Origin of the sequence: Mesorhizobium norvegicum (assembly GCF_004919685.1) — a bacterium.
GTDB classification, from domain to species: Bacteria; Pseudomonadota; Alphaproteobacteria; order Rhizobiales; family Rhizobiaceae; genus Mesorhizobium; species Mesorhizobium norvegicum.
On sequence record NZ_SMYZ01000022.1, the window covers coordinates 93,596 to 118,555 of the forward strand.

A 24,960-nucleotide genomic window follows, 5' to 3' on the forward strand; every position below is an offset into this window, starting at 1 on the left:
ATGAGGCGACGAGCGTGAAAAAGAGAACCGTTATCGTATTGGGATCGACCCTGACGGCGATGTCATGGGCGGCGGCATTCGCGACGCTTGCTACTCCCGCGCAGGAAGCCCCTTTGGTGACCGACCCAAGGCAGGAAGCACCATTCGTCAGACTTGTTTCGGCTGCGCCGGTCACCGAATCAGAACGTGGCTTCACCGGCATCATTGGGGCGAGGGTGCAGAGCAATCTCGGCTTTCGGGTTCCCGGCAAGATCGTGGAACGGTTGGTGGACGTCGGTCAGGAGGTCAAAGCCGGTCAGCCGCTGATGCGGATTGACGATACCGATCTGCGCCTTGCGCTTTCGGCGAAACGCAACGCCGTTGCGGCTGCGCGGGCAACAGTCGCTCAGACACAGCCGGATGAACGGCGATACGCCAGTTTGCTTGGCAGTGGGTGGGTCACACCGCAGCGCTACGAGCAGGCGAAGGCTGCGATGGATACAGCCCAAGCGCAACTTGCCGCCGCCGAAGCCGACGCACGGGTCGCCGAGAACGAGGCGGCCTATGCAGTCCTGTTGGCGGACGCGGATGGAACGGTGGTTGAAACGCTTGGCGAGCCGGGGCAGATCGTCGCTGCCGGCCAGCTCGTGATCCGGACCGCCAAGGCCGGCCCGCGCGAAGCGATTGTCGCGCTTCCCGAAACGATCCGGCCGGCGATAGGCTCGGCGGCAGAGGCCAGCGTGTATGGTGGCGATGAGCGTCGTTACTCGGCGCATCTGCGGCAGCTGTCGGACTCCGCCGATGCCCAGACCCGCACGTATGAGGCGCGCTATGTGCTCGACGGCGAGGCTGCCGCGGCACCGCTTGGCGCGACGGTAACCATTCGGCTCGCAAGCCAGGTGAAACAGCCGGAGGTCCAGGTGCCACTGGGAGCCGTGCTTGATGACGGCCGCAAGACCGGCGTTTGGGTGTTGGACAGCGCCACCTCAACCGTACACTTTCAGCCCGTCCAGCTTGTTCGCGTTACCAGCGAAACCGCTGTGATCTCCGGTTTGAACTCCAACGTTCCCATTGTGTCGCTCGGCGCCCACCTCCTGCAGGAAGGCGCTCTCGTTCGGACTGAGTCCGAAAGCGGGAGCAACTGATGAGCTTCAATCTTTCCGCGATCGCCGTTCGCGAACGCGCCGTCACCTTGTTCTTCATCCTCCTGCTGGTGGCTGCCGGAGCCTACGCCTTCCTCATGCTCGGCCGGGCCGAGGATCCGAACTTCACCATCAAGACCATGACGGTCACGACGGCGTGGCCGGGCGCGACGGCGCGAGAGATGCAGGACCTCGTTGCCGAACCGTTGGAGAAGCGGCTTCAGGAGCTGACCTGGTACGACCGGGTGGAGACGACCACACGGCCAGGTTACGCGTATATGACGGTCACGCTGAAGGACAGCACACCGTCATCCGTCGTGCAGGAGGAGTTCTACCAGGCTCGCAAGAAGCTCGGGGATGAAGCCCCCAACCTGCCGCCCGGCGTCTTCGGCCCCTTCGTGAACGACGAATATTCGGATGTGAGCTTCGCCCTTTATGCGCTGAAGGCCAAAGGCATGCCGATGCGGGAACTGGCGAGGCAGGCGGAGGTGATCCGCCAGGACCTCTTGCACGTGCCCGGCGTCAAGAAGATCAACATCCTTGGTGAACGTCCCGAACAGATATTCGTCGAGTTTTCCTACGCCAAGCTGGCAACCCTCGGCGTGTCGGCACAGGACATCGTCGCTGCCTTGCAGCGGCAGAACACCGTCACGCCCGCAGGCTCGATCGACACCCTGGGGCCGCGGCTCTTCATTCGGGTCGACGGCGCCTATGACAGCGTTCAGGCGATCGCCGACACGCCGATTGTCGCTGCGGGGCGGACGCTGAAGCTCTCTGACATTGCCGAAGTCAGCCGCGGCTATGAAGACCCTCCGACATACCTCATCCGGCGTCAGGGCGAGCCTACCATCATGCTTGCGGCGGTTATGCAGGAGGGCTGGGATGGTCGCGCGCTCGGCAAGGCACTGGAGGACAAGACCGCCGCGATCACACAGACACTGCCGCTCGGCATGACGCTCGACAAGGTAAGCGACCAAGCCGTCAACATCACCTCGGCGGTTGACGAATTCATGTTGAAGTTCGCGATGGCGCTCGGCGTCGTGCTGCTGATCAGCCTGCTCAGTATGGGCTGGCGCGTCGGCATCGTCGTGGCGGCTGCCGTCCCTCTGACGCTCGCCGTCGTGTTCCTCATCATGCTGGAAACCGGCCGGTTCTTCGACCGCATCACGCTCGGCGCCCTCATCCTGGCGCTTGGTCTTCTCGTCGACGACGCCATCATCGCCATCGAGGTGATGGTGGTGAAGATGGAAGAGGGCATGGACCGCATCAAGGCGGCGGCCTACGCGTGGAGTCACACCGCGGCGCCGATGCTATCTGGAACCCTGGTGACGATCGCCGGCTTCGTGCCGGTGGGTTTTGCGCGATCGACGGCCGGCGAATACGCCGGCAACATCTTCTGGGTCGTGGGGTTCGCCCTCATTGTCTCATGGATCGTCGCGGTGGTCTTTACGCCCTATCTCGGTGTCAAGATGCTTCCCGCGATCAAACCGGTCGAAGGCGGTCACCACGCTATTTACGACACGCGAAACTATCGACGTTTGCGGCGGGCCATCACGTTTGCCGTGCGCCATAAGTTGGTAACCTGCGGTATCGTTGGCATCGCCTTCGCGCTTTCCGTCGTCGGCATGGGCGCCGTCAAACAGCAGTTCTTCCCGACATCCGACCGCCCCGAAGTGTTGGTGGAGGTTCGCTTGCCTGAAGGTGGTAGCATCGAGACAACGACCGCTGCGGTCGAGAAGCTCGAAAATTGGCTGGACAGACAGCCCGAGGCCAAGCTCGTCACGAGCTATGTCGGTCAGGGCGCTCCGCGCTTCTTCTTCGCAATGGCCCCGGAGCTTCCTGATCCCGCTTTCGCCAAGATCGTCGTGCTGACCCCGGACGCCGAGGCGCGTGAGGCGTTGAAGAACCGGCTCCGAGAGGCGGTGGCGCAGGGGCTTGCACCCGAGGCGTATGTCCGCGTTACGCAGCTCGTGTTCGGCCCCTACACGCCGTTCCCGGTCGAGTTCCGGGTCATGGGACCCGATGCCACACAACTCTACAGCATTTCCGAAAAGGCCCTCGACATCATGCGGGGCGTCCCGGACGTGCGACAGGCCAACCGCGACTGGGGCAATCGCACGCCCGTGCTTCGCTTTGTCCCGGATCAGGATCGACTGAACCTCATCGGCCTCTCGCCGGCGGAGGTGGCTCAGCAACTGCAATTCCTTCTCACCGGCATCCCCGTTACCCAGGTCCGCGAGGACATTCGCAATGTCCCCATCGTGGCGCGCAGCGCCGGCGGCGAGCGGCTGGATCCGGCACGTCTGGCGAATTTCTCACTCGTGAGCCGAGATGGCCGCTCGATTCCGCTCGACCAGATCGGGCATTCGGAAATCCGTCAGGAGGAGCCAATCCTGAAGCGCCGTGACCGCACGCCCGTTGTCACGATCCGCGCGGACATCAATGAGGCGACCCAGCCCCCGGAGGTCTCCAAGCAGATCATGAAGGCCCTTCAGCCGCTGATCGCGTCCCTTCCGGTCGGCTATCGCATCGAAATGGGCGGATCGATCGAAGAGGCTGAAAAGGCCAACACCGCGCTAGGCAAGGTCTTCCCGGCTATGATAGCCGCCATGTTGATCGTCATCATGCTGCAGGTGCGATCCTTCTCAACGATGTTCATGGTCATGCTGACGGCGCCGCTTGGCCTTGTCGGCGTCGTGCCGATGCTGCTCATCTTCAACCAGCCCTTCGGGTTCAACGCCATTCTGGGCATGATAGGACTGGCCGGCATCCTGATGCGCAACACGCTGATCCTGACCGAACAGATCAAGGAGAACCGTGCTGCCGGCATTGATGACTATCACGCTGTCATCGAGGCCACGGTGCAACGCACACGGCCCGTCATTTTGACCGCGCTTGCCGCCGTGCTCGCCTTCATCCCCCTCACGCACTCCGTCTTCTGGGGGTCAATGGCCTATACGTTGATCGGCGGAACGGCGGCCGGCACGGTGTTGATCCTGCTCTTCCTTCCGGCGCTCTACACCGCGTGGTTCCGGATCAAGCCGGATGAGATCCATGAGGTTTCGACGCAGGAACCGGAACTGCGACCAGCCATGGCTGCCGAGTAGGAAGGACATAGCGGCCGCCGGGCTACCGGCGGCCGTTCTACTCTTAGTGACCGAAGGCGACTGACGGCACGATCCGGTCCCGCCGCAGCCAGCGCGCCAGCAGCAGCGCTGCCACCACGGCCAGCCCCGACGACAGGCCGATCCAGATGCCGACGCCGTGCAGGCCGAAATGGAAGGCGAGCAGCACACCGAGCGGCAGGCCGACGCCCCAATAGCCGATCGCGGCGTAGATCATCGGCACCTTGGTGTCATGCAGGCCGCGCAGCATGCCGGCGGCCACCGCCTGCGCGCCGTCGAAGACCTGGAACAGCGCGGCAAAGGCCAGGAACGACACGGCAAGCGCGATCACCCTGGCATTGGCCGGGTTGCTCAGATCGATGAAGGCGCTGATCAGCGGATGCGGCCACAGGATCATCACCAGCCCCATCAGTGCCATGAAGGAGACGCCGATGACAAAAGCGGTCCAGCCGGCGCGCGAAACGCCTTCCGGATTGCCGGCGCCGTGCGCAAGGCCGACGCGCACCGTCACCGCCTGGTTGAGGCCAAGCGGCACCATGAAGCTGATCGAGGCGATCTGGATGGCGATCGCGTGCGCGGCCAGCGAATCCGCATCGATCAGGCCCATCAGCAGGGCCGCCGCATTGAAGATCGTCACCTCGAAGGCGAGAATGCCGGCAATCGGCAGGCCGAGCCGCAACAGGCCCTTGAAGCGCGGCCAGTCGGCGCGCCAGAAGCGCCCGAACAGACGGTAACGGCGGAACTTCTTCTCCAGCATCACCACGACAGCCAGGCCGACGAACATCAGCGTGCTGGACAGCGAGGTGGCAAGGCCCGACCCGGCAATGCCCATCGGGGCGACGCCGAGATTGCCGAACATGAACACCCAGTTGAAGAAGACGTTGCAGGCAACGGCGACGAAGACGATGACCAGCGCCCAGCCCGGTCGCTCCAGCGCCGAGATGAACGAGCGCAGCACGATATAGCCGTAGAAGGGCAGCACCGCCCATTCGAGCCAGCGCAGATAGATGCCGGCCTGATGGGCCAGCACCGTGTCCTGGCCCATGGCCAATAGAATGGCTTCACCGTGCCAAAGCACGAGCCAGATCGGGATCGAGATCAGGATCGCCAGCCACAGGCCCTGGCGCACGGTGCGGCGCAGGTCGCGCACCGAATAGCGGCGGCGGCCGAGCTCGGTCGCGATCATCGGCGAGGTCGCCAGCATCAGGCCGAGGCCGAAGATCAGCGGCATGAAATAGAGGTTGGCGCCAAGCGCGCCGCTGGCCAGCGTATCGGGCCCCAGACGACCCATCATCATGACGTCGGTGGCCGTCATCGCGGTCTGCCCGAGATTGGTCAGCACCATCGGCCAGGCGAGCGCCAGCGTCGCCCTGATTTCCTGACGCCAAAGATTTTCCGGCGCGCGAGCGCCGGCTTCGATCGCAGACATTGTTCCGCTCTTTCCAGGTACGGCACGTCGGCAAGGAGCCGGAAGCCGCATTTCAAACGGCAAAACCTTCGGTTTCGCGGCGTTTGCGTCAGCTTTTGTACGAAACGCGACATGAAGGCAAGAGAGGACGGGCGGGAACGGATTGAGCCAGGGATCGGCTCCGTCGCTCTAGCGGATCGCGTCCAGCATCTGCCGCTGGCGATGCATCTCGAGGAAAACTCTGTAATCGCGGTCGAAACGCCCGGATGATTTCGGGTTCGACGCGCGTGTCCTGCCGCCTTGCTGCATGGCAAGACAGGCCGCATTGAGGTCGGGAAACAGCCCGGCCGCGGTTGCCGCGACCATACCGGTGCCAAGCAGCACCGCCTCGTCGGCCAGCGGCTCGATCACCGTGCAGCCGGTGGCGTCGGCATAGAGCTCCATCAACAGCGGGTTCTTGGTGTGGCCGCCGGTGACATGCAGCGTATCGATCAGGTAGCCGTTCTCGTTCAGCGCCTCCAGCACGTGGCGCACGCCGAGCGCGATGCCGACGGCGGTGCGCCAGTAGAGCTTGCACAGGCTGTCGAAGGAGGAGTCCAGCGTCAGCCCGCTGACGACGCCGACGGCGTGCGGATCGGCGAGCGGCGAACGGTTGCCATGGAAATCCGGCAACACATGCAGCCTTGCGGCAAGGTTCTCACCTTCGGAGGCGCGCAGTTCGGCGACACGCCTGGCGATCTTTGCATGCATGGCGGCATCCGGCTCGCCGCCGGCGCCGTGCCAGCGGATGATGTGGTCGAGCAGGGCGCCGGTTGCCGACTGGCCGCCTTCCGACAGCCACAGCCTCGGCAGTGCCGCGCCGTAGTAAGGACCCCAGACACCGGCGAAAGGCTGCGGGTCGGGCGACATCGCCATCACGCAGCTCGACGTGCCGGCGATCAGCGCCAGATGCCGGCCGATGTCCTGTTCGTCTCCGGCGAAACCGCCAAGCACGCCAAGCGCGCCGGCATAGGCATCGATGACACCGGCGCCGACCCGGCATTTTTCGCTCAGGCTAAGCTCTGCCGCCGCTTGCGCCGTCAATTGGCCGATATCGGCACCGACCGCGCTGGCCCGCTCCGGCAGATTGCCATGCTCGAAAAGATCGTCGAGGCCGACGAGCGCGAAGAAGTCACGCCGCCAGCCGGTTTCTTCATGCGCCAGATAGGTCCATTTGGCGGTCAACGTGCATTGCGAACGAGCCAGTGAGCCTGTCGCTTGCCAGGTCAGGAAATCGGTGAGATCAAATAAATAGCCGGCTTCATTCCATGTCTGGGGCAGGTTGCGCTTCAGCCACATCAGCTTCGGCGTCGCCATTTCCGGCGACATGACGCCGCCGATGTAATTCAGCACGGCGTGGCCACTTGCCGTGCATTCATCGGCCTCTTCTATGGCGCGGTGGTCGAGCCAGACGACGGTGTCCCAGCGCCTTTCGCCTGACACCGAGACGCTGAGCTGGCCGCCTTGCCGATCCCGCACCACCAGCGAACAGGTGGCGTCGAAGGAGATGCCGACGACATCCTCGGCGGCAACGCCGGCCTTTTCGCGGGCAGTGCGCACGGCGGTGCAGACAGCCGACCAGATATCGCGCGAATCATGCTCGGCGTGATCGGGCCTCGGCCGGTTCATGGCAATCGGTCGCTCGGCGCGGCCGAGCAAGGTGCCCGTGGTGTCGAGAATGCCCGCGCGAGCGCTCCCGGTGCCGACATCGACCGCGCAAACGAACTGTTTCGTCAAGATGCTCTAACTCTCGCTCCCAGGCCTGCAATCAGATCGGGCAATTGCAGCATGTCAGCGAATATAAAGTCCGGTTCACTCGACGCAAGCCGCGCTTTCAATGTCGGGTTGCCGGCATGCGAGCCGCCGGTGAAGGCAAACACGCGCATGCCCGCCGCCCGCGCGGCAGTGATGCCGGCCGGGCTGTCCTCGACGACGAGGCATTTGCGCGGATGGGCCCGCATGCTGGCGGCGGCGTGGAGGAACAGGTCGGGCGCCGGCTTGCCGTGCGGCACCATGGCGGCGCTGAACAGATGCGGCTCCATCAGCCCGAGCAATCCGGTGACGTCGAGCGCGTAACGGATGCGGTCGAGCGTGCCCGAGGACGCGACGCAGAACGGCAGCCCCAGCCTCGGCAGCATCTCCTTGACGCCGGCGATGGGCTTCAGTTCCTCGCGGAATTTGCGCATCAATTCGACGCGCATCGTGGTCAGGTGCTGGTCGGTGATCTCAAGCCCGAACTCGCGGCCGAGGATCTCGCGCACGCTTTTCATGCTCTTGCCGAGGAAGTGCTCGTAGGCGGCATCCTCGCCAATGCTGCCGCCGGCAAGCTTGATCATGCCGAGAAGCTCCGAGACGGAGAGCGCCTCGCTGTCGACCAGCACGCCATCGCAGTCGAAGATGACCAGTTCAGGCGTCATGGCGGCGAATGGCTCTCAGAGCTTGCCGGCGAGGTAGCGCGTCAGCGTCGCGCGCGTGCCGTTTGCCCACAACACGTTGAGCGCATGGGCGAAGGCCTCGACGAACGCCGTCGTGCGGCCGACATCGCCATAGATGTCCTCCATGGCAAGCCAGGCAGCGGGCGCATCCTTTGCCGCCTTTGCCGTTGCCTGCAGCCGGTCCCAGCTCGGGTCGTTGGGCTCGATGACGGCGCCGCTGTCCGTCGTGCCGTAGCAGTAGCGGCACCACAATGCCGATTCCAGCGCCAGGCCGGCGACGCTTTTCCCGGCCTTCAGGCGATCGGCGATGGTCGGGATGATGAATTTCGGCTGGCGATTGGAGCCGTCGAGGCAGAGCCGGCGCACCGTGTCGCCGATCTTCGGGTTGGAGAAGCGGCTCTCGATGAGCTGGTAATAGTCTTCCAGAACCGTGTCCGGCACCGGCGGCACGGTCGGAATGATTTCGTCCCGTTCGAGCTTGGCCAGAAAACCGCTCACCAGCGGCTCCTGCATCGCCTCATGCACGAAATGAATGTCCATCAGGCCGGCCGGATAGGCAATCGTCGCGTGGCCGCCATTGAGGATGCGGATCTTCATCAATTCGTAGGGGGCAACGTCTTTGACGAACTGCACCCCGACCTTTTCCAGCGGCGGACGGCCGTCGGTGAAATGGTCCTCCAGCACCCATTGCCGGAACGGCTCGCAGAACACCGGCCAGTTGTCCTCGAGGCCAAAATCCTTGGCGAGGATGCCGCGTTCGCGGTCGGTGGTGGCTGGCGTGATGCGATCGACCATGCCGTTCGGAAAGGCGACATGCTCGCTGACCCAGTTCGCCAGATCCTCGTCGATCAGACGGGCCAGACCAATGACGCCGTCGGAGGTGACATGGCCATTGTGAGGAATGTTGTCGCAGGACATCACCGTGAACGGCACGGTGCCCTCGTCACGGCGGCGCACCAGCCCGGCAAGGATGATGCCGAACACCGTCTTCGGTGTGGCGCCCGGTTGGGCGTCGGCAACGATGTCGGGATGGGTCGGGTTGAACACGCCGGAGGCCGGGTCGATGAAATAACCGCCTTCGGTGATGGTCAGCGACACGATCTTGATGGCCGGGTCGGCAAGCCGTTCGATGATGCCGGCCGCATCGCCAGGCATCAGGAAGTCGATCATGGCGCCGGTGACGCGGGCGCTCATATGGCCGCTATCCTGCTCGACCACCGTGGTCAGCCAGTCCTGCTCTTCCAGTTTGCCGCGACCGATCTTTTCACCGTCGAACACGCCTGCGCCGATCAGTGCCCAGTCATGGCCGATGCCCGCATTGAACAAATCGTCGAGATAGACGGCCTGATGCGAGCGGTGAAAATTACCGACGCCGAAATGCACGATCCCGGCCTTGAGCGTCGCGCGGTCATACTTCGGACCGGCGACCTCAGTGGGCAGCCTGGAGAGGTTTGAAGACGAGAGTTTCACGATCATCTGTTTTACCCTTTGGCCGGGCTTCGGCCTTCGTTATGCCCTCTCCCCGTCTTCACGCGGAGAGGATAAGGGGCCTCAGATGTCGGCCTCCGCTCCCCGCGGAGGTACGAGGAGCAGAGGCCGTCCCCGCCCTCAACTCATCCACTGGCCGCCATCGACATTGTAGGTCTGGGCGACGATGTATTCGGCGTCGCTGCTGGCGAGGAAAACCGCCATGCCGGTGAGGTCCTGCGCCGTGCCCATGCGGCCATAGGGCACCGCCTCGCCAACCAGTCTCTTCTTCTCGCCCTTCGGCCGGTTCTCATATTTGGCGAACAGCGAATCGACGTGATCCCAGTGCTCGCCGTCGACGACGCCAGGGGCGATCGCGTTGACGTTGATGCGGTGCTTGATCAGATCGAGCCCCGCCGACTGGGTCAGCGAGATGACGGCGGCCTTGGTGGCGCAATAGACGCCGACCAGCGCCTCGCCGCGCCGTCCGGCCTGGCTTGCCATGTTGATGATCCGCCCGCCCTTGCCGCGCGCGATCATCGAGCGGGCGGCAGCCTGCAGCATGAACAGCGTGCCGGCGACATTGACGGAAAACAGTTTGTCGTAGCTTGCCTTGGTGATCTCGACGATCGGTGCCAGGTCGAACAGAGCGGCGTTGTTGATCAGGATATCGAGGCCACCGGTCTTCGTCTCGGCGGCTTTCACCGCCGCCTCGATCGAGGCGAGGTCGGTGACGTCGAGTTTGACCGCATAGGCCTTACCGCCGATCTCGGCGGCCGTCTTCTGCGCCGCCTCGAGATTGATGTCGGCGATGGCGACGGTGGCGCCTTCGCCGGCATAGGCTTCCGCGAAGGCTCTGCCGATACCACGGGCCGAACCCGTGATCAGCGCGGATTTGCCGGCCAGTCGCATGCTCACATTGCCTTTCCGTCGGCACCGAAGCGATGCAGCTTGGCCTTGTCGGGCGTCAGATAGATGGTGTCGCCGTGACGGACGGCGAGTTCGCCGTCGGCGCGCACCGTCAGCGGACCGACGCCATCGGCCTGGACATGCAGGAAGGTGTCGGAGCCGAGATGCTCGGCGACGCCGACGGTGGCATTCCATTCGCCCGTCGTGGTCGAGATCTCCAGATGCTCGGGGCGGATGCCGATGGTCTTGGCGCTGTATTTGGCAGCCGGCGCACCTTCGATCAGGTTCATCTTCGGCGAGCCGATGAAGCCGGCGACGAACAGGTTCTTCGGCGTCTTGTAGAGCTCCATCGGCGAGCCGACCTGCTCGATGTTGCCGGCGTTCAGCACGACGATCTTGTCGGCCATGGTCATGGCTTCGACCTGGTCGTGGGTGACATAGATCATGGTCGTCTTGAGCTGATGATGCAGCTCGCTGATCTCCAGCCGCATGGTGCCGCGCAGTGCTGCATCGAGGTTGGACAGCGGTTCATCGAACAGGAAGGCGGTCGGCTGACGCACAATGGCACGGCCGATGGCAACGCGCTGGCGCTGGCCGCCGGAGAGCTGGCCGGGCCGGCGTTCGAGGTAGTTGGTCAGGTTGAGCACGCGCGCCGCGTCTCCCACCTTCCTGTCGATGGTCGCCTTGTCTTCGCCGGCCATCTTCAGCGGGAAGCCGATGTTCTTGGCCACCGTCATGTGCGGATAGAGCGCGTAGGACTGGAACACCATGGCCAGCTTGCGCTTGGCCGGTGCCTCGCCGGTAACGTCGCGGCCATCGATGTTGATGGTGCCGCCGCTGGTGTCCTCGAGGCCGGCGATAAGGCGCAACAGCGTTGACTTGCCGCAACCGGACGGGCCGACGAAGACGACGAATTCGCCATTCTCGATCACCAGGTCGAGACCGGGGATGATTGACGTCGCTCCGAAGGATTTGGAGACGTTCTTGAGCGTGATGTTTCCCATGGTTTCCTCCCCGAGGGGTTATTTTCGCCGATTGCTTCGGGCAAATTCCGTTACTTCACCGCACCAAATGTCAGGCCGCGCACCAGCTGCTTCTGGCTGAACCAGCCCATGATCAGGATCGGCGCGATGGCCAGTGTCGAGGCGGCCGAAAGCTTGGCCCAGAACAGGCCTTGCGGGCTGGAAAACGAGCTGATGAAGGCGGTCAAGGGTGCGGCTTCCGTCGTCGTCAGCCGGATTGTCCAGAACGCCTCGTTCCAGGCCAGGATGATGTTGAGCAGCATCGTCGAGGCGATGCCCGGCACCGCCATCGGCGTCAGTACATAGACGATCTCGTTCCACAGCGAAGCGCCGTCCATGCGGGCCGCTTCCAGGATCTCGCCCGGGATTTCGCGGAAGTAGGTGTAAAGCATCCACACCACGATCGGCAGGTTGATCAGCATCAGCATGATCATCAGGCCGATGCGGCTGTCGAGCAGACCTGTGTCGCGGAAGATCAGGTAGATGGGGAACAGCACGGCAACCGCGGGCATCATCTTGGTGGACAGCATCCACATCAATATGTCCTTGGTTCGCTTGGTCGGCGAGAAGGCCATCGACCATGCGGCCGGTATGGCGACCAGCAGGGCCAGGATGGTCGAGCCGACCGAGAGCAGCACCGAGTTGAAGAAGAACTTGAAGTAGCCGCTCTGCGCCTGAACCTCGGAATAGCTCTCAAACGTCCCCGACGGGATGATGCTGAAACCCTGGATGGCTTCCTGCTCCGACTTGAACGAGGTGATGATCGTATAGAGGATCGGGAAGAAGATCAGCAGGGCGACGATCCAGGCGGCAACGGTCGCGATTGTCTTGTGCTGGGTGGTGACTGCACGTGCCATCGTATCCTCCCTTACTTGTCCAGGTTCTTGCCGACGGCGCGCATGGCGAAGAAGGCAACGATGTTGGCGAGAATGACGGCGATCACACCGCCGGCGGATGCCTGGCCGATTTTGAACTCCAGCAAGGCCTTCTGGTAGACGAGGAAGGGCAGGTTGGTGGAGGCGTATCCCGGACCGCCATTGGTGGTGACGAGGATCTCGGCATAGACCGACAACAGGAAGATCGTCTGGATCAGGATGACGACGGTGATGGCGCGCGACATGTGCGGCAGCGTCAGATAGATAAAGCGGCTGACGAAGCCGGCGCCGTCCATCTCGGCGGCCTCCTTCTGCTCACCGTCGAGCGACTGCAGCGCGGTCAAGAGGATGAGCGTGGCGAAAGGCAGCCATTGCCAGGCGACGATGATGATGATCGCCAGCATCGGATGCTGCCCGAACCAGTCGATCGGCTGGGCGCCGAAGAAGCGCGCTATGTCGGCAAACACCCCGTATTGCGGGTGCATGATCATGTTCTTCCAGACCAATGCGGCCACCGGCGGCATGACGAAGAACGGCGAAATGACGAGGATGCGGACTATGCCTTGGCCCCACATCGGCTGATCGATCAGCAGGGCCAGCAGGATGCCGCCGATCACCGTGATCAAAAGCACGCTGACCACCAAAGTGAGCGTGTTGAGGATCGATTGCAGGAAGGCCGGGTTGGAATAGAACAGCGCGTAGTTCGAGAAGCCGACGAAGCCGTCTCGTATCGGATTGAGCGGATTGTACTGCTGGAAGGAGAACCAGATGGTGATGACTAGCGGCACAATCATCCAGACGAACAGCAGCACGACAGATGGTGCCATCATGAAGCGAGCAAGCGAACGGGTCTGCTGAGTAGCCATGACGGTCACCCTTCAATGGTCAGACTGAATTTTCAAAAGGCGTTAAAGGCGGCCGCCCGAACTGGGAACTCGGGCGGCCGTTGCCGGTCAAGGAGGCGACCGGCATTCGGCACCGGGAGGAGCCTTACTTGATGTATCCGCCTTCGGTCATTGCCGCGGTGGCAGCGTCCTGGGCCTGCTTCAGGGCATCATCGACGCTCGACTGGCCGGCAAGAGCCGCCGAGAAGAGCTGGCCGACGGTGGTGCCAAGGCCCTGAAATTCAGGGATGGCGACGAACTGGACACCGACATAGGGCACCGGCTTGACGGTCGGATGCGTCGGATCGGCGGCATTGATGGAGTCGAGCGTCATCTTGGCGAACGGAGCCGCCTTCTGGTACTCGGCATTGGCATAGAGCGAGGTGCGCGTTCCCGGAGGAGCGCTGGCCCAGCCTAGCTTGGAAGCGACGAGCTCGGAGTAATGCTTGCTGGTTGCCCAGGCGACGAACTTCTCGGCCGCGTCGGTCTTCTGCGTACCGGCCGGAATGGCCAGCGACCATGCCCACAGCCAGTTGCCGCGCTTGCCGAGACCGTTGTCAGGCGCCAGCGCATAGCCAACCTTGTCGGCAACCTTCGAGCTCTTCGGGTCGGAGACCATGGATGCGGCGACCGTGGCATCGATCCACATGCCGCACTTGCCCTGCTGGAACAGCGCCAGGTTTTCGTTGAAGCCGTTGGACGAGGCGCCCTCGGGGCCGTCGGCCTTCATCAGGTCGACATAGAACTGCAGCGTGCTCTTCCATTCGGGCTGGTCGAACTGCGGCTTCCAGTTCTCATCGAACCAGCGGGCGCCGAAGGAGTTCGACATGGCGGTGAGGAAGGCCATGTTTTCACCCCAGCCGGCCTTGCCGCGCAGGCAGACACCGTTCACGCCATTGGCGCGGTCGGTCATCTTGTCGGCGGCCTGCTTGATGAAGTCCCAGGTCGGCGCATCGGGCATCTTCAGCCCGGCCTTGTCCATCAGGTCCTTGCGGTACATGACGAAGGAGCTCTCGCCGTAGAAGGGCGCGGCATACAGCTTGCCGTCGACCGAAAGGCCGCCGGCGATGGCCGGCAGGATGTCCTTGGCGTCGTAATCGTCGCCGAGCTTGTCGAGCGGCAGCAGCCAGCTCTGCTTGGCCCAGATCGGAACTTCATAGGTGCCGATGGTCATCACGTCATACTGGCCGCCCTTGGTGGCGATGTCGGTGGTGACGCGCTCGCGCAGCACGTTCTCTTCGAGCGTGACCCAGTTGAGCGTGATGTCGGGGTTCGCCTTGGTGAAGTCTTCCGTCAGCGTCTGCATGCGGACCATATCGGCATTGTTGACGGTGGCGATGGTGATGGATTCGGCATGAGCGGCGAACGCAAGCGCGCTGGCCGACAACAAGCCCAGGGTGAGCGTGCGAAGTTTCATCAAATTCCTCCCTTGAACCAAGATGAGCATTTGCCTTGGCTTTGGGCAATTACTCACTTGGAGTTAATTATGTCAAGTCGGATTCGATGCTGCAGCGCAGCACTCGGCGAGGCCGGCGGACATTGGGTGGGTGGAAATTTCTAAGACAAGCCGCGCCCCGCGCCGGACATCAGACGACCGGACAGAAAGGCTGCGCTATGGAATGCGGCTGCCGGAGCGTTTGCCTGTCAGCAGGCGATCTCGGCCAGCAGCCAGTCACGGAAGGCGCGGATCTTCGGCACGGTGCGGCGCGCCTGGGGATAGACCAGCCAATAGGCGTGTCCGTCGTCGCCGACCAAATCGAAAGGCTGCACCAGGCGGCCGTCGGCGAGCTCCGCCTTGAACAGCGCCCTGGTCAGGATCGCCACGCCATGGCCGGCGATTGCCGCATTGGCCTCATAGGCCTGCGCGCCCATGCTGCTGCCAGGGCGTCTGGCAAGATCGTGCGAGTGCACGCCGGCCGCCGAGAACCACTCCGTCCACCAGATGTCGCCGGGATCGAGGATCGGCAGCCGCAAGAGATCGGCCGGTTCGTTGACACCGCCAATGCTTGCCGCGAGCTTCGGGCTCAGCATCGGTGTGAAGTCGGCATCGAGCAGCTTGTGCGCTTCCAGGCCCGGCCATTTGCCGCCGCCCGAGCGGATGGCGATATCGGTATCCTCGCGGGCAAAGTCTGTCAGGCGGCTCGACGTCTCCAGCCGAACGGCAAGTGCGGGATGCGCGATCTGGAACGATCCCAGCCGGTGCGCAAGCCAGTTCGAGGCAAAGGTCAGCACGGTGGTGACGCACAGCAGCCCGTCAGCACCGCCACGCGCCGCGGCATAGGCCTGGCCAAGGATGGCAAAGGCTTCGCCGACAGCGGGCGCGAGACGTTGTCCCGCCTCGGTCAACACGATCTGGCGTGGCCGGCGCAGGAATAGCGGCGCGCCGACGCGTTCCTCCAGCACCTTGATCTGATAGCTGACCGCCGCCTGCGTCATGCCGAGTTCGCCGGCGGCCTTGGTGAAGGAAAGATGCCGCGCCACCGCGTCGAACACCCTGATCGCCTGCAACGGAGGGAGTTGCGAAACCTGTCGCGAGCTGAGATCAGGCATAAGGCCTCCTTATGGGCCATAACAGATGTTCGATTGGCGAAGGCGGCCGGCAAGACCGACATACAGCGTCAACCCATCATTCGGGTTCAGGATAGCGGAGGTTGACGATCATGACCATGGCGCAGCAAAAATGCACTCCCACCCCGGATCAGCGTTGGGTTTCGTGGCTCACGGACGGATTTGGCTGGTTCGCGATAAAAAAGCGGGCACATCTCGACATCAGGGACCTGTCGCCGCATCTGCAGCGCGATCTCGGTTTCCTCGATGGCAACGACCCATTCGGGCGGCACGAATAGCCCGACTGATGTTATCGCAAAATCAGGTGAGGTTCCCGGTCAGATGCTGGCCAGCAGGGCGGCGGCGGTCCGTTCATCGGTGATGAGGCCGTTGATCAGCCGCCGGTTGGCGGCCGCCAGGATGCCCGGCAGCTTTCGCTCGCCCATCGCCAATGCGATGACCAGCGATTTTTCGCGCGACGGCAGCGACGCCGACGACACCCGGTCGTTGGTGATGCCCTCGATCATGCGGCCTTCGCGGTCGAACACCCAGCCAACGATCTCGGCGATGCCGCCGGCCTTCTGCAGCGCCTTCAATTCGCTTTCCGAAATGAAGCCGTCCTCATAGAGCGGCGCCTTGGGGCCGAGATCGCCAATGCCGATGAAGGTGACGTCGGCCTCGGCGGCCAGCGCCAGCGTCGGCTGGATCATCGGCTGGTTGAGCAGCATCTCGCGCTCCTCCGGCGAAGAGGCGATGACCGGCAGCGGCATCGGGAAGGACCGCGCCTTCACCCTGTCGGCCATGGTGAAGATGACGTTGTAGAAGGCGGCCGAGCCGTCCGGCGAGATGTTGCCCGTCAACGACACCACCTTGTGCTGCGGACATTCCATCGGCGGCAGCTGCTCGATCGCCGCCTTCAGCGTGCGCCCGGTGCCGATCGCCATGACGATCGGCGTCGGTGAGCGCAGCCGCCGCTCGATCTCGGCGGCAGCCGCCTCGGCGATGCCGATGGTCGTGGAAGACGAATTCGGATCGCTCGGCACCACCTCGACCAGGTCGAGCGCGAAGCGTGATCGCAACCGCGCAGCCAGATCAAGGCAGTTGGCGATCGGATGATCGACGCGAACCTTGATCAAGCCCTCCGACACGGCCAGCGACACCAGCCGCTGCGCCGTCTGCCGCGAGATGCCGAGCGTGGCGGCAATCTGGTCCTGTGTGTTGCCGGCAACATAATAAAGCCAGCCGGCGCGCGCCGCGTCGTCCAGCCTGTTGCTGCCACCATCCTGCCGGGTATTCACGTCCTGCCTCCCGAAGCCGCCGGTCATGAGAGCGGCCCACGCCTACTTTCGCAGGGAACGGCCCGCTGCGCAATTGTCAATCTCCAGGGCAATTGCTTGCACCCACCGGCGCAGGCGGGGCCAAATTTCCTTCTTCCACGATGTCGGTGTCAGGTAAAGAAGCGCGGTTGCGGTCCCGACAGGCGGCAGGTTCTTCGGTCCCGAAGGTTTATCTCCCGGCGCAAACCCTTTAAGGGATCGCAAAAAGGAGCGCTGCATGACACCGAAAGCGGTTTTCTGGGATATGGACGGCACGCTGGTCGACAGCGAACCGCTGCACGAGGCAGCCCTGGTGGCCGCAATGCGCAATGTCGGCCTCGTGCCGCCTGATGATCTGCATGAGCGCGTGCTCGGCGTCGCGGCCTGGCCGGTCTACGAGATGATGCGCGACGAGTTCGGCCTGGACCTGCCTTTCGACGACTGGATCGTGCGCAAATACGAGCACTACCTGCCGCTGGTCGAGCGCTTGCAGCCGCGTCCCGGCGCGATCGAGATCTTCAACGAGCTTAGGGCAAGGGGCGTTGCGCAGGCCGTGGTCTCGAATTCGGACCGGATGATCGTCGACGCCAATCTGGGCATGGTCGGGCTGACCTATCCCGGCATGAAGACGATCAGCCGCAACGATGTGCGCGAAGGCAAGCCGCATGCCGAGCCGTTCCTGCGCGCCGCGTATCTGGCCGATGTCGACCCGGCGCATGCGGTAGCGATCGACGACAGCTGGCCGGGCGCCATGGCGGGCCTGGCGGCGGGAATGAAGACGATCTTCTGGCCGGAAAGGCCGATGGAAGGACCGCCCGGCGCCGTCGTCATCAACAGCGCCGAGGAATTGCGGGCCGAACTGGGCCTGTAGACTATCAATTCCGGTAAATCGGTTCCTGCTCGTCGAGGATCGCCTTCAGCTCGCTGAGATGGCGTTCGGCCTGGCCGGGATAATCGTCCATCTCGCTTGCCGCCTTCTCGGCGATCGCGTCGGAGAGCGTGCGCAGCGGCCGGCCGGTCCACAGCGCCTTGATATAAGTCTCGGCGGCGCGCTCGAAATAGAACATGCGGTTGAAGGCATCGGCGACCGTATCGCCGATCACCAGCACGCCGTGATTTCCCATCACCATCACCTTGACCTTGGGATCGACGAGAAGCTGCGAGCAGCGCTCACCCTCCTCCTCGAAGGCCAGTCCGCCATAATGCGCGTCGACGACATGGCGGTTGAAGAACATCGCCGAATTCTGGTCGATCGGCGGCAGGCGGGAGTCGGCGAGCGAGGCCAGCACCGTGGCGTGGATCGAATGCACATGCATGACGCAGCGCGCGTGGCGCACATTGCGATGGATGGCGCCGTGCAGCCCCCATGCCGTCGGGTCGGGCGCGTCCGGGCCGGAGAGCGTATCCGGATCGTTGGCATCGATCATCAAAAGGTCGCTCGCCTTGATGCGCGAGAAATGCACCTGGTTGGGGTTCATCAGGAACTGCGTGCCGTCGTCGTTGACCGCCAGCGAGAAATGATTGGCCACCGCCTCGTGCATGTTGAGCCGCGCCGTCCAGCGAAAGGCACAAGCGAGATCGACACGCTCCTCATAGAAGGGCAGGTTGGTCAGCGTTTCCTTCTGCAGGCGGGCTATGCTCATCGAAAAATCCTCCGGTTTTGGCAAGAATGCCGTGGCCAGCCCATGCCCGCAACCGGTTTTGGTTGGTGCAGGGACGGCTATCTCACGCTGCCGTGCTGGCAGCAGCAGCGCCGGCCCGCAGGCCGCCATGCTCGATGATGAAATCGATCACCTCCTGCAGCCCCTTGCCGCGCGACAGGTCGGTGAAGCCGAACGGCCGCTTGCCGCGCATGCGGCCTGCGTCACTCTCCATGACATCGAGATTGACGTTCACGTAAGGAGCGAGATCGCTCTTGTTGATCACCAGGAAATCGGAGCGGGTGATCGCCGGCCCGCCCTTGCGCGGGATTTCTTCGCCCTGGCAAACCGAGATGACATAGAGCGTCAGGTCGGCGAGATCGGGCGAGAAGGTGGCGGCGAGATTGTCGCCGCCGGATTCGATGAAGACAATGTCGAGATCCGGGAATTTCCTGTTCATCTCGGCGATCGCCTGCAGATTGATCGAGGCATCCTCGCGGATGGCGGTGTGCGGGCAGCCGCCGGTCTCGACGCCCATGATGCGATCCTCGGGCAGCGCTTGCAGCCGCGCCAGCATCATGGCGTCTTCCTTGGTGTAGATGTCGTTGGTGACGACGGCGATCGAGAATTCGTCGCGCAGCGCCTTGCACAGTTTTTCGGTCAGCGTCGTCTTGCCCGAACCGACCGGGCCGCCAATGCCAACGCGCAGCGGGCCATTTGTCTGTGTCATGCGGGAAACTCCGTGATGGCGAGGATGGCAAAGCCGAGCCCGATCAGCAGGCACAGCGGCGAATAGTAGCGCAGGTCGAGCCGCGCGAAAGGCTGTTCCGGCGCCAGCCGCCGCCACCATGGCGTGAAACCGGCAATGCCGCGTCCCAGGAACACCAGCCCGATGAGCAGTGACGTGGCTGCGAGCCCCTCCTTTGGGAAGGGTGAGGCAAAGACGCCCATGAGCGCCAGCGGCCACAGCGTCGCCAGGCACAGGCACGCGGCAACGGCGAAACTGGCGAACGGCGTCGGCATGTCATCGACGCCGCGAAAGCCGACGACAGCGCGGGCGCAGGAGGCCGCATCCTTGCCCGGCCAGATGCCGCCAAGGCCCCAATAGACATGCAGCGCGGTGATCAGCAGCAGGACAAGGGAGAGCGAGAAGGCGAGAAGGATCATGAGCGGAACAATCGCGAGTACTGGGTTTCATGCTTCATCGCCATGACATCGGAAACGAAGGCACAGCCACCGAGATCATCCAATGTCGAGCGCGCGGCGCGGGCGGCGGTCGCCAGGCCCAGCGGCTCGAAGCCGGCTAACAGAACTGTGGCTTTGCTCTGACCTACGACGCCAAGCCGGATCGCCGCCTGGACGAGGTTGGAGAAGAAGGTCTGCAGGAAGGCGGACAGCGCATCCTGAAGTGCAATCGAATTGCCGCCGGCAATGGCGCCGACGGCGACGCAATAGGCGCATTCAGCCGGCAAGTGCTCCAGCACCGGATTTGGCCAGGCCGCTGCCGCTTTGAGGAAGGCAGCTCCTTGCAGCATGGTCTCGGTGTGGCGTTCGCGCGAGCCGGCCAGCGCCTCGGCGAGTGCGGCTATGTCATCGAGATCGCCGGTGCCGCGTGCCCGGCGCCAGCTTTCTGCGAACAGCACGGCGTCGTTCCAGCCCGAGCCCATCTCGACCAGCGTTTCCAGCCAGCGGGCAAGGCTTTCGGCATCGGCAACCAGCCCGTCATGCACCGCGCGCTCGAGGCCATGGCTGTAGGAAAAGCCGCCGACCGGAAAGGAAGGCGACAGCCACGCCATCAGCCGCAGCAGGGCGATGTTCGAAGGCTGGTCAGTCATGGTCGTGGTGGTGGCCAGCATGGGAATGGGAATGCGATTCGCTGTGCGAGTGCGAATGCGCTTCCGCATGGCTGTGTGCGTGCGCCTCGGCATGCGCATGGCCGTGATCGTGTCCGCCGGAATAGGCGCCGCGCACCGGCTTGAACGGCTCGGAAACGTCGGTCACCGTGGCGCCGAGCCCCTCCAGCATCGCCTTGATGACATGGTCGCGCAGGATGAGGATGCGCCCGGCCTCGATGCTTGCGGCGAGATGACGGTTGCCGATGTGCCAGGCGAGCTCGGCCAGATGCACGCCGTCGCGGGCCCGGATGTCATAGACATCTTCCGGCGCCGCGATGATCTCGATATGGCCGCCATCCTCAAGCACCAGCCGGTCGCCATCGTTCAAGGCGACGGGTTCGGGCAGGTCGACCAGCACCTTGCTGCCGTCGGCAAGTTCGATGGCCCGGCGGCGCAGATGCCGCTCGTCATGGGCGAGAACGGCACGGCCGGACGGTAGGGTGGTTCCGGCATTGCCAGCGGTCAGCACCGAGATGGCGCGCGGGAATTTGGTGAAGTCGGTGTTGAGGTTGAGCTTCATTTCATGGAGCCTCCGTTAGCCTGCGCCCGTGCACGGGCGGGCCGCGCCAGCACGCGGTCGAAATAGGCGTTGACGCGCTCGGACTCGATCGGGAATTTTCCTGCGCGGGCCCAGCCGCCCATGTCGCCTAATAGCACGTCGACGGCGGAGAACCGGTCCCCAAGCGCAAACGGCTTGTCGCCCAACCGCCGGTCCAGCGCCTTCTGTTCCGAGGCAAAATCGTAGGCCGCCGCAGGACCGACATCGACCCGCACGTCCTTCGGCAGCAGGAAGCGGTGGCGCAATTTGTTCCACAGCGGCGCTTCAAACTCGCTCTGGGCAAAATGCATCCAGGAATCCATCTCGGCGCGGCCGGCGACGCCCGGATTGGCGCCCATGCCCTTGTCGGCGTGCTTGTCTGCGAGATAGACGCAGATCGCCGCCGAATCCGTCACCGTCAGCTCGCCGTCGATCAGGATCGGCACCTTGCCCGACGGGTTGAGTGCGTAGGCTTCCGGTGAGCGCAGCTTGACCTCAACGAATTCATAGGGCTGCCCGAGTTCCTCGAGCATCCAGAGAACGCGGCTGACCCGGGATCCGCGCGATCCAACGGCCTTGTACATGCAAACCCTGCCTTTCCCGAACAAGCTAGACCATCGCGTTCGCTCAGACGATGGTGTCGAAGAGCCGCAGGATGAACGATATCTGATAGATGAGCGCCGCCGTCACAAAGGCGATGTGGAAGCGGCGATCGCGCACCAGGATCGCGGCGATGCAGAGCGCGACGAAGACCGGCGTGCGGAACAGATACTCGTTGCCGAAGCGGGCGAAATGCTCCGGCCCTTTCAGCAATGTATCGATCACGTCGAGCAGGTAGGTCGCCGCCAGCAGACCGAAGAACCAGGCCCGGCGCGAATAGAAGAAATCCTCGTAGCTGGTGTATTCCAGCATCGAATCCGGAAACAGCAGTGCGCACAGCAGGAACAGCGTGATCGCGTAGAAGATGATGAACAGGTACTTGCCGAAGGTCCAGGTCTCGATGGCGTAGAGGCCGAACTCCCACCACCAGAAATGCACCAGCATCAAAAGCACCGAGGCGACCCAGGCCAGATGCACGGGATAGAGCCGGTACTGGCCGGGATGCTGGACGATGCGCGCCACCCCCGACAGCAGGCGAGCGACGCCAAGCCCGATCACCATGCCCATAACGATGCGGATATGCGGAAAGATGTCGTGGGGAGAGGCGATTTCGGTGGCCATGGGCCTCAACAAGCAAGGTGGTGGTGGAGCGCGCGCTCGGCATTCATAGATTGCTAGTCTCGCAGAAAATCGTCCATCGAAAGCGGACCGCCAGGCCAAAATCGTCCATCGAGCACCTGCTTGGCTGTAAACGGCGGTTCGCTTGGAAATTGCGATTTCCGCAAGCCCGTCTCCTGTATCGCAACAGGCAAGGCGTCCTTGTAGGCCTCATCAAAGATCTGAGCGGGATATCGACGAAGACTGGGACTATCCTTGATTATGCCTTCGATCCAGACACGCTGTTCGGAAATCGACGACTGCCAGCTGTGGCATCTATGGCCCGGCTGGAACTCCCATTTCAGGAGATGTGCAATCAGCACCCGCATCCGGCTGCGGATTTCTCTTCGGTCGCTCCTCCCCAAGCTTTCTATCTCCTCGGCAAGATTCTCCCGATCAAGCTCGGCAAGACGCCCGTCGCGCAAGAGCGCGCCCTGTTCGGCGCTCCACTGCGCGAAGTCCGTTTCGTAGGGCGTCGGCGCCCTGAGCCGGTCAACTCTGTTCATATGCGTATAATGCCCTAAAGCGCGCGGCGTTTAAACGGCTTCCTGAGATGGGCACTGGCCAAGGCAGCTCAAAACAGAAAATACCGCTGCGCCATCGGCAGCACCGTTGCGGGCTCGCAGGTGAGCAATTCCCCGTCGGCGCGAACCTCGTAGGTTTCCGGATCGACCTCGACATGCGGCGTGGCGTCGTTGAGCACCATGGAATGCTTGCCGATGCCGCCGCGGGTGTTTTCGACGGCGACGAACTGCTTGTCGACATCCAGCCTGCCGTGCAGCCCTGACTCGAGCGCGGCCTTGGAGACGAACGTCACCGACGAGTTGGTCCTGGCCTTGCCATAGGCGCCGAACATCGGCCGGTAGTGCATTGGCTGCGGCGTCGGGATCGAGGCGTTGGGGTCGCCCATCGGGGCGGCGGCGATCATGCCGCCGATCAGCACCATGTCCGGCTTGACGCCGAAGAAGGCCGGGTTCCACAGCACCAGGTCGGCGCGTTTGCCCACCGCGATCGAGCCGATGTCCTTCGACAGCCCATGCGCGATGGCCGGGTTGATCGTGTACTTGGCGATGTAGCGGCGGACACGGAAATTGTCGTTGTTACCGGTCTCCTGCGGCAGCGAGCCGCGTTGCCGCTTCATCTTGTCGGCGGTCTGCCAGGTGCGGATCGCGACTTCGCCGACACGGCCCATGGCCTGGCTGTCCGACGAGATGATCGAGAAGGCGCCGATGTCGTGCAAAATGTCTTCCGCCGCGATGGTCTCCTTGCGGATACGGCTTTCGGCAAAGGCGATGTCTTCGGGGATCGACGGCGACAGGTGATGGCAGACCATCAGCATGTCGAGATGCTCGGCCAGCGTGTTGACCGTGTAGGGCCGCGTCGGGTTGGTCGATGACGGGATGACGTTGGGCAGCCCGCAGACCTTGATGATGTCGGGCGCATGGCCGCCGCCGGCGCCCTCGGTGTGGAAGGCGTGGATGGTGCGGCCCTTGATGGCGGCGACCGTGTTTTCGACGAAGCCGGATTCGTTCAGCGTGTCGGTGTGGATCATCACCTGCACGTCGTAGTCGTCGGCGACCGACAGGCAGCAGTCGATGGCCGCCGGCGTCGTGCCCCAGTCCTCGTGCAGCTTCAGCGAACAGGCGCCGCCAAGCACCATTTCCTCGAGTGCTGCGGGCAGCGAAGCATTGCCCTTGCCTGAGAGGCCGATGTTCATAGGGAAGGCATCGAAGGACTGGATCATGCGGGCCATGTGCCATGGCCCCGGCGTGCAGGTGGTCGCCAGTGTGCCATGCGCCGGGCCGGTGCCGCCGCCGAGCATGGTGGTGATGCCGCTCATCAGCGCTTCCTCGATCTGCTGCGGGCAGATGAAGTGGATATGCGCGTCGAAGCCGCCGGCGGTCAGGATCTTGCCTTCGCCGGCGATGATCTCGGTGCCGGGACCGATGATGATGGTGACACCATCTTGAGTGTCGGGATTGCCGGCCTTGCCTATTGCCGTAATCCGCCCGTCCCTGAGCCCGATATCGGCCTTGAAGATGCCGGCGCTGGCGTCGACCACCAGCGCGTTGGTGATCACGGTGTCGACGGCGCCCTGGGCTCGGGAAACCTGGCTCTGGCCCATGCCGTCGCGGATCACCTTGCCGCCGCCGAACTTCACCTCCTCGCCGTGGATGGTGAGATCCTTCTCGACCTCGATGAACAGCTCGGTGTCGGCAAGCCGCACCCGGTCGCCGACGGTCGGGCCGTACATCTGCGCATAGGCGGCGCGGGTAATTCTGGCCATCAGCGATTGCTCCCAAAATGAGGCTTGGTCGAAGAAACCGGGTTCCACATTGCCGCCATCCAATGGTCACGCAATGACCCGCCGGACGACACCTTCTGATCCGATTTGGCGGTTGAGGTTAGGAGGTCACCCCAAAACGACTGTTTGCCAAATCGATGGAAGGAAAATCCATGCGCAAAACGATATTCATTCCCG

Annotated in this window: 25 protein-coding genes; 4 read left to right on the plus strand and 21 right to left on the minus strand. The window is 63.4% G+C overall.

Annotated elements, in window-relative coordinates:
* Positions 1-59 precede the first annotated feature (59 nt).
* Both FCU66_RS10015 and FCU66_RS10020 read left to right on the plus strand, forming a co-directional pair.
* Complete coding sequence (locus FCU66_RS10015; RefSeq protein ID WP_136621118.1) at positions 60-1,124, plus strand: efflux RND transporter periplasmic adaptor subunit; 1,065 nt, start codon at positions 60-62, stop codon at positions 1,122-1,124.
* Positions 1,124-4,228, plus strand: coding sequence for an efflux RND transporter permease subunit (locus FCU66_RS10020; protein WP_136621087.1), 3,105 nt, complete (start codon positions 1,124-1,126; stop codon positions 4,226-4,228). Before FCU66_RS10015 ends, FCU66_RS10020 begins: the two co-directional genes overlap by 1 nt.
* Before the next feature lie 43 nt (positions 4,229-4,271).
* Here the strand turns inward: FCU66_RS10020 and FCU66_RS10025 are convergent, their stop codons facing one another.
* From FCU66_RS10025 to gcvA, 10 genes are all read right to left on the minus strand, one after another.
* On the minus strand, positions 4,272-5,675 hold the full coding sequence (locus FCU66_RS10025; RefSeq protein WP_136621088.1) for an MATE family efflux transporter: 1,404 nt from the start codon (positions 5,673-5,675) through the stop codon (positions 4,272-4,274).
* 168 nt (positions 5,676-5,843) lie between these two features.
* Positions 5,844-7,430, minus strand: a complete 1,587-nt coding sequence (locus FCU66_RS10030) for an FGGY-family carbohydrate kinase (RefSeq protein ID WP_136621089.1) — start codon at positions 7,428-7,430, stop codon at positions 5,844-5,846.
* Entirely contained in the window at positions 7,427-8,110 is a 684-nt protein-coding gene (locus FCU66_RS10035; protein ID WP_136621090.1) for an HAD family hydrolase, read from the minus strand. The genes FCU66_RS10030 and FCU66_RS10035 overlap by 4 nt, the downstream gene beginning before the upstream one ends.
* Before the next feature lie 15 nt (positions 8,111-8,125).
* Positions 8,126-9,604: a mannitol dehydrogenase family protein gene (locus tag FCU66_RS10040; protein ID WP_136621091.1), complete on the minus strand. Its 1,479-nt coding sequence runs from the start codon at positions 9,602-9,604 to the stop codon at positions 8,126-8,128.
* A gap of 132 nt (positions 9,605-9,736) precedes the next feature.
* Entirely contained in the window at positions 9,737-10,507 is a 771-nt protein-coding gene (locus FCU66_RS10045) for an L-iditol 2-dehydrogenase (protein WP_136621119.1), read from the minus strand.
* Positions 10,508-10,509: 2 nt separating this feature from the next.
* A complete protein-coding gene (locus FCU66_RS10050) occupies positions 10,510-11,508 on the minus strand; it encodes an ABC transporter ATP-binding protein (RefSeq protein WP_136621092.1) in 999 nt (332 codons plus the stop codon).
* Positions 11,509-11,558: 50 nt separating this feature from the next.
* The gene (locus tag FCU66_RS10055; protein ID WP_136621093.1) at positions 11,559-12,383 is read right to left on the minus strand and encodes a carbohydrate ABC transporter permease; all 825 of its coding nucleotides are present in this window, start codon (positions 12,381-12,383) and stop codon (positions 11,559-11,561) included.
* A gap of 11 nt (positions 12,384-12,394) precedes the next feature.
* Positions 12,395-13,267 carry a carbohydrate ABC transporter permease gene (locus FCU66_RS10060; RefSeq protein ID WP_127397763.1) on the minus strand — a complete coding sequence of 291 codons (873 nt, stop codon included), beginning with the start codon at positions 13,265-13,267 and terminating at the stop codon, positions 12,395-12,397.
* A 124-nt stretch (positions 13,268-13,391) separates the two neighbouring features.
* Positions 13,392-14,702, minus strand: coding sequence for an ABC transporter substrate-binding protein (locus FCU66_RS10065; protein WP_136621094.1), 1,311 nt, complete (start codon positions 14,700-14,702; stop codon positions 13,392-13,394).
* Between the two features lie 227 nt (positions 14,703-14,929).
* Entirely contained in the window at positions 14,930-15,835 is a 906-nt protein-coding gene (gene gcvA, locus FCU66_RS10070) for a transcriptional regulator GcvA (protein WP_136621095.1), read from the minus strand.
* 110 nt (positions 15,836-15,945) lie between these two features.
* Between gcvA and FCU66_RS10075 the strand changes: the two genes are divergently transcribed.
* Positions 15,946-16,131: a hypothetical protein gene (locus tag FCU66_RS10075; protein ID WP_136621120.1), complete on the plus strand. Its 186-nt coding sequence runs from the start codon at positions 15,946-15,948 to the stop codon at positions 16,129-16,131.
* Positions 16,132-16,170: 39 nt separating this feature from the next.
* On the opposite strand, the gene FCU66_RS10080 is transcribed toward FCU66_RS10075, so the two are convergent.
* Positions 16,171-17,130 carry a sugar-binding transcriptional regulator gene (locus FCU66_RS10080; RefSeq protein WP_136621096.1) on the minus strand — a complete coding sequence of 320 codons (960 nt, stop codon included), beginning with the start codon at positions 17,128-17,130 and terminating at the stop codon, positions 16,171-16,173.
* 256 nt (positions 17,131-17,386) lie between these two features.
* Between FCU66_RS10080 and FCU66_RS10085 the strand changes: the two genes are divergently transcribed.
* On the plus strand, positions 17,387-18,019 hold the full coding sequence (locus tag FCU66_RS10085; RefSeq protein ID WP_136621097.1) for an HAD family hydrolase: 633 nt from the start codon (positions 17,387-17,389) through the stop codon (positions 18,017-18,019).
* 4 nt (positions 18,020-18,023) lie between these two features.
* Here FCU66_RS10085 and FCU66_RS10090 read toward each other — a convergent pair whose 3' ends face one another.
* The 10 genes from FCU66_RS10090 to FCU66_RS41640 form a co-directional block, all read right to left on the minus strand.
* A complete protein-coding gene (locus FCU66_RS10090; RefSeq protein ID WP_136621098.1) occupies positions 18,024-18,791 on the minus strand; it encodes a class II aldolase and adducin N-terminal domain-containing protein in 768 nt (255 codons plus the stop codon).
* Positions 18,792-18,873: 82 nt separating this feature from the next.
* Positions 18,874-19,518, minus strand: a complete 645-nt coding sequence (gene ureG / locus FCU66_RS10095) for an urease accessory protein UreG (RefSeq protein WP_136621099.1) — start codon at positions 19,516-19,518, stop codon at positions 18,874-18,876.
* Complete coding sequence (locus tag FCU66_RS10100) at positions 19,515-19,955, minus strand: DUF3995 domain-containing protein (protein WP_136621100.1); 441 nt, start codon at positions 19,953-19,955, stop codon at positions 19,515-19,517. The genes ureG and FCU66_RS10100 overlap by 4 nt, the downstream gene beginning before the upstream one ends.
* Complete coding sequence (locus FCU66_RS10105; protein WP_136621101.1) at positions 19,952-20,623, minus strand: urease accessory protein UreF; 672 nt, start codon at positions 20,621-20,623, stop codon at positions 19,952-19,954. Before FCU66_RS10105 ends, FCU66_RS10100 begins: the two co-directional genes overlap by 4 nt.
* Positions 20,616-21,203, minus strand: coding sequence for an urease accessory protein UreE (ureE, locus tag FCU66_RS10110; protein WP_136621102.1), 588 nt, complete (start codon positions 21,201-21,203; stop codon positions 20,616-20,618). Before ureE ends, FCU66_RS10105 begins: the two co-directional genes overlap by 8 nt.
* Positions 21,200-21,805 (minus strand): glutathione S-transferase family protein, encoded by a 606-nt coding sequence (locus FCU66_RS10115; RefSeq protein WP_136621103.1) that lies wholly within the window; start codon positions 21,803-21,805, stop codon positions 21,200-21,202. Before FCU66_RS10115 ends, ureE begins: the two co-directional genes overlap by 4 nt.
* Positions 21,806-21,848: 43 nt before the next feature.
* Complete coding sequence (locus FCU66_RS10120) at positions 21,849-22,442, minus strand: hypothetical protein (RefSeq protein ID WP_136621104.1); 594 nt, start codon at positions 22,440-22,442, stop codon at positions 21,849-21,851.
* Between the two features lie 53 nt (positions 22,443-22,495).
* A complete protein-coding gene (locus tag FCU66_RS10125; RefSeq protein WP_136621105.1) occupies positions 22,496-22,984 on the minus strand; it encodes a DUF29 domain-containing protein in 489 nt (162 codons plus the stop codon).
* Between the two features lie 68 nt (positions 22,985-23,052).
* A complete protein-coding gene (gene ureC, locus FCU66_RS10130; RefSeq protein WP_136621106.1) occupies positions 23,053-24,765 on the minus strand; it encodes an urease subunit alpha in 1,713 nt (570 codons plus the stop codon).
* Positions 24,765-24,960 (minus strand): hypothetical protein (locus tag FCU66_RS41640; protein ID WP_210239718.1); only part of this gene is annotated, 196 nt, incomplete at its 5' end. The genes ureC and FCU66_RS41640, both read right to left, overlap by 1 nt.

What these genes read in the sequence shown, in the direction of transcription:
- ureC (WP_136621106.1), bottom strand. Translation starts at nt 24,765, where the DNA reads ATGGCCAGAATTACCCGCGCCGCCTATGCGCAGATGTACGGCCCGACC.
- FCU66_RS10085 (WP_136621097.1), top strand. Translation starts at nt 17,387, where the DNA reads ATGACACCGAAAGCGGTTTTCTGGGATATGGACGGCACGCTGGTCGAC.
- FCU66_RS10055 (WP_136621093.1), bottom strand. Translation starts at nt 12,383, where the DNA reads ATGGCACGTGCAGTCACCACCCAGCACAAGACAATCGCGACCGTTGCC.
- FCU66_RS10020 (WP_136621087.1), top strand. Translation starts at nt 1,124, where the DNA reads ATGAGCTTCAATCTTTCCGCGATCGCCGTTCGCGAACGCGCCGTCACC.
- FCU66_RS10050 (WP_136621092.1), bottom strand. Translation starts at nt 11,508, where the DNA reads ATGGGAAACATCACGCTCAAGAACGTCTCCAAATCCTTCGGAGCGACG.
- FCU66_RS10040 (WP_136621091.1), bottom strand. Translation starts at nt 9,604, where the DNA reads ATGATCGTGAAACTCTCGTCTTCAAACCTCTCCAGGCTGCCCACTGAG.
- FCU66_RS10075 (WP_136621120.1), top strand. Translation starts at nt 15,946, where the DNA reads ATGACCATGGCGCAGCAAAAATGCACTCCCACCCCGGATCAGCGTTGG.
- FCU66_RS10045 (WP_136621119.1), bottom strand. Translation starts at nt 10,507, where the DNA reads ATGCGACTGGCCGGCAAATCCGCGCTGATCACGGGTTCGGCCCGTGGT.
- FCU66_RS10025 (WP_136621088.1), bottom strand. Translation starts at nt 5,675, where the DNA reads ATGTCTGCGATCGAAGCCGGCGCTCGCGCGCCGGAAAATCTTTGGCGT.
- FCU66_RS10100 (WP_136621100.1), bottom strand. Translation starts at nt 19,955, where the DNA reads ATGATCCTTCTCGCCTTCTCGCTCTCCCTTGTCCTGCTGCTGATCACC.
- FCU66_RS10115 (WP_136621103.1), bottom strand. Translation starts at nt 21,805, where the DNA reads ATGTACAAGGCCGTTGGATCGCGCGGATCCCGGGTCAGCCGCGTTCTC.
- FCU66_RS10065 (WP_136621094.1), bottom strand. Translation starts at nt 14,702, where the DNA reads ATGAAACTTCGCACGCTCACCCTGGGCTTGTTGTCGGCCAGCGCGCTT.
- FCU66_RS10090 (WP_136621098.1), bottom strand. Translation starts at nt 18,791, where the DNA reads ATGAGCATAGCCCGCCTGCAGAAGGAAACGCTGACCAACCTGCCCTTC.
- FCU66_RS10125 (WP_136621105.1), bottom strand. Translation starts at nt 22,984, where the DNA reads ATGAACAGAGTTGACCGGCTCAGGGCGCCGACGCCCTACGAAACGGAC.
- FCU66_RS10035 (WP_136621090.1), bottom strand. Translation starts at nt 8,110, where the DNA reads ATGACGCCTGAACTGGTCATCTTCGACTGCGATGGCGTGCTGGTCGAC.
- gcvA (WP_136621095.1), bottom strand. Translation starts at nt 15,835, where the DNA reads ATGCCTGATCTCAGCTCGCGACAGGTTTCGCAACTCCCTCCGTTGCAG.
- FCU66_RS10105 (WP_136621101.1), bottom strand. Translation starts at nt 20,623, where the DNA reads ATGACTGACCAGCCTTCGAACATCGCCCTGCTGCGGCTGATGGCGTGG.
- ureG (WP_136621099.1), bottom strand. Translation starts at nt 19,518, where the DNA reads ATGACACAGACAAATGGCCCGCTGCGCGTTGGCATTGGCGGCCCGGTC.
- FCU66_RS10120 (WP_136621104.1), bottom strand. Translation starts at nt 22,442, where the DNA reads ATGGCCACCGAAATCGCCTCTCCCCACGACATCTTTCCGCATATCCGC.
- ureE (WP_136621102.1), bottom strand. Translation starts at nt 21,203, where the DNA reads ATGAAGCTCAACCTCAACACCGACTTCACCAAATTCCCGCGCGCCATC.
- FCU66_RS10060 (WP_127397763.1), bottom strand. Translation starts at nt 13,267, where the DNA reads ATGGCTACTCAGCAGACCCGTTCGCTTGCTCGCTTCATGATGGCACCA.
- FCU66_RS10015 (WP_136621118.1), top strand. Translation starts at nt 60, where the DNA reads ATGTCATGGGCGGCGGCATTCGCGACGCTTGCTACTCCCGCGCAGGAA.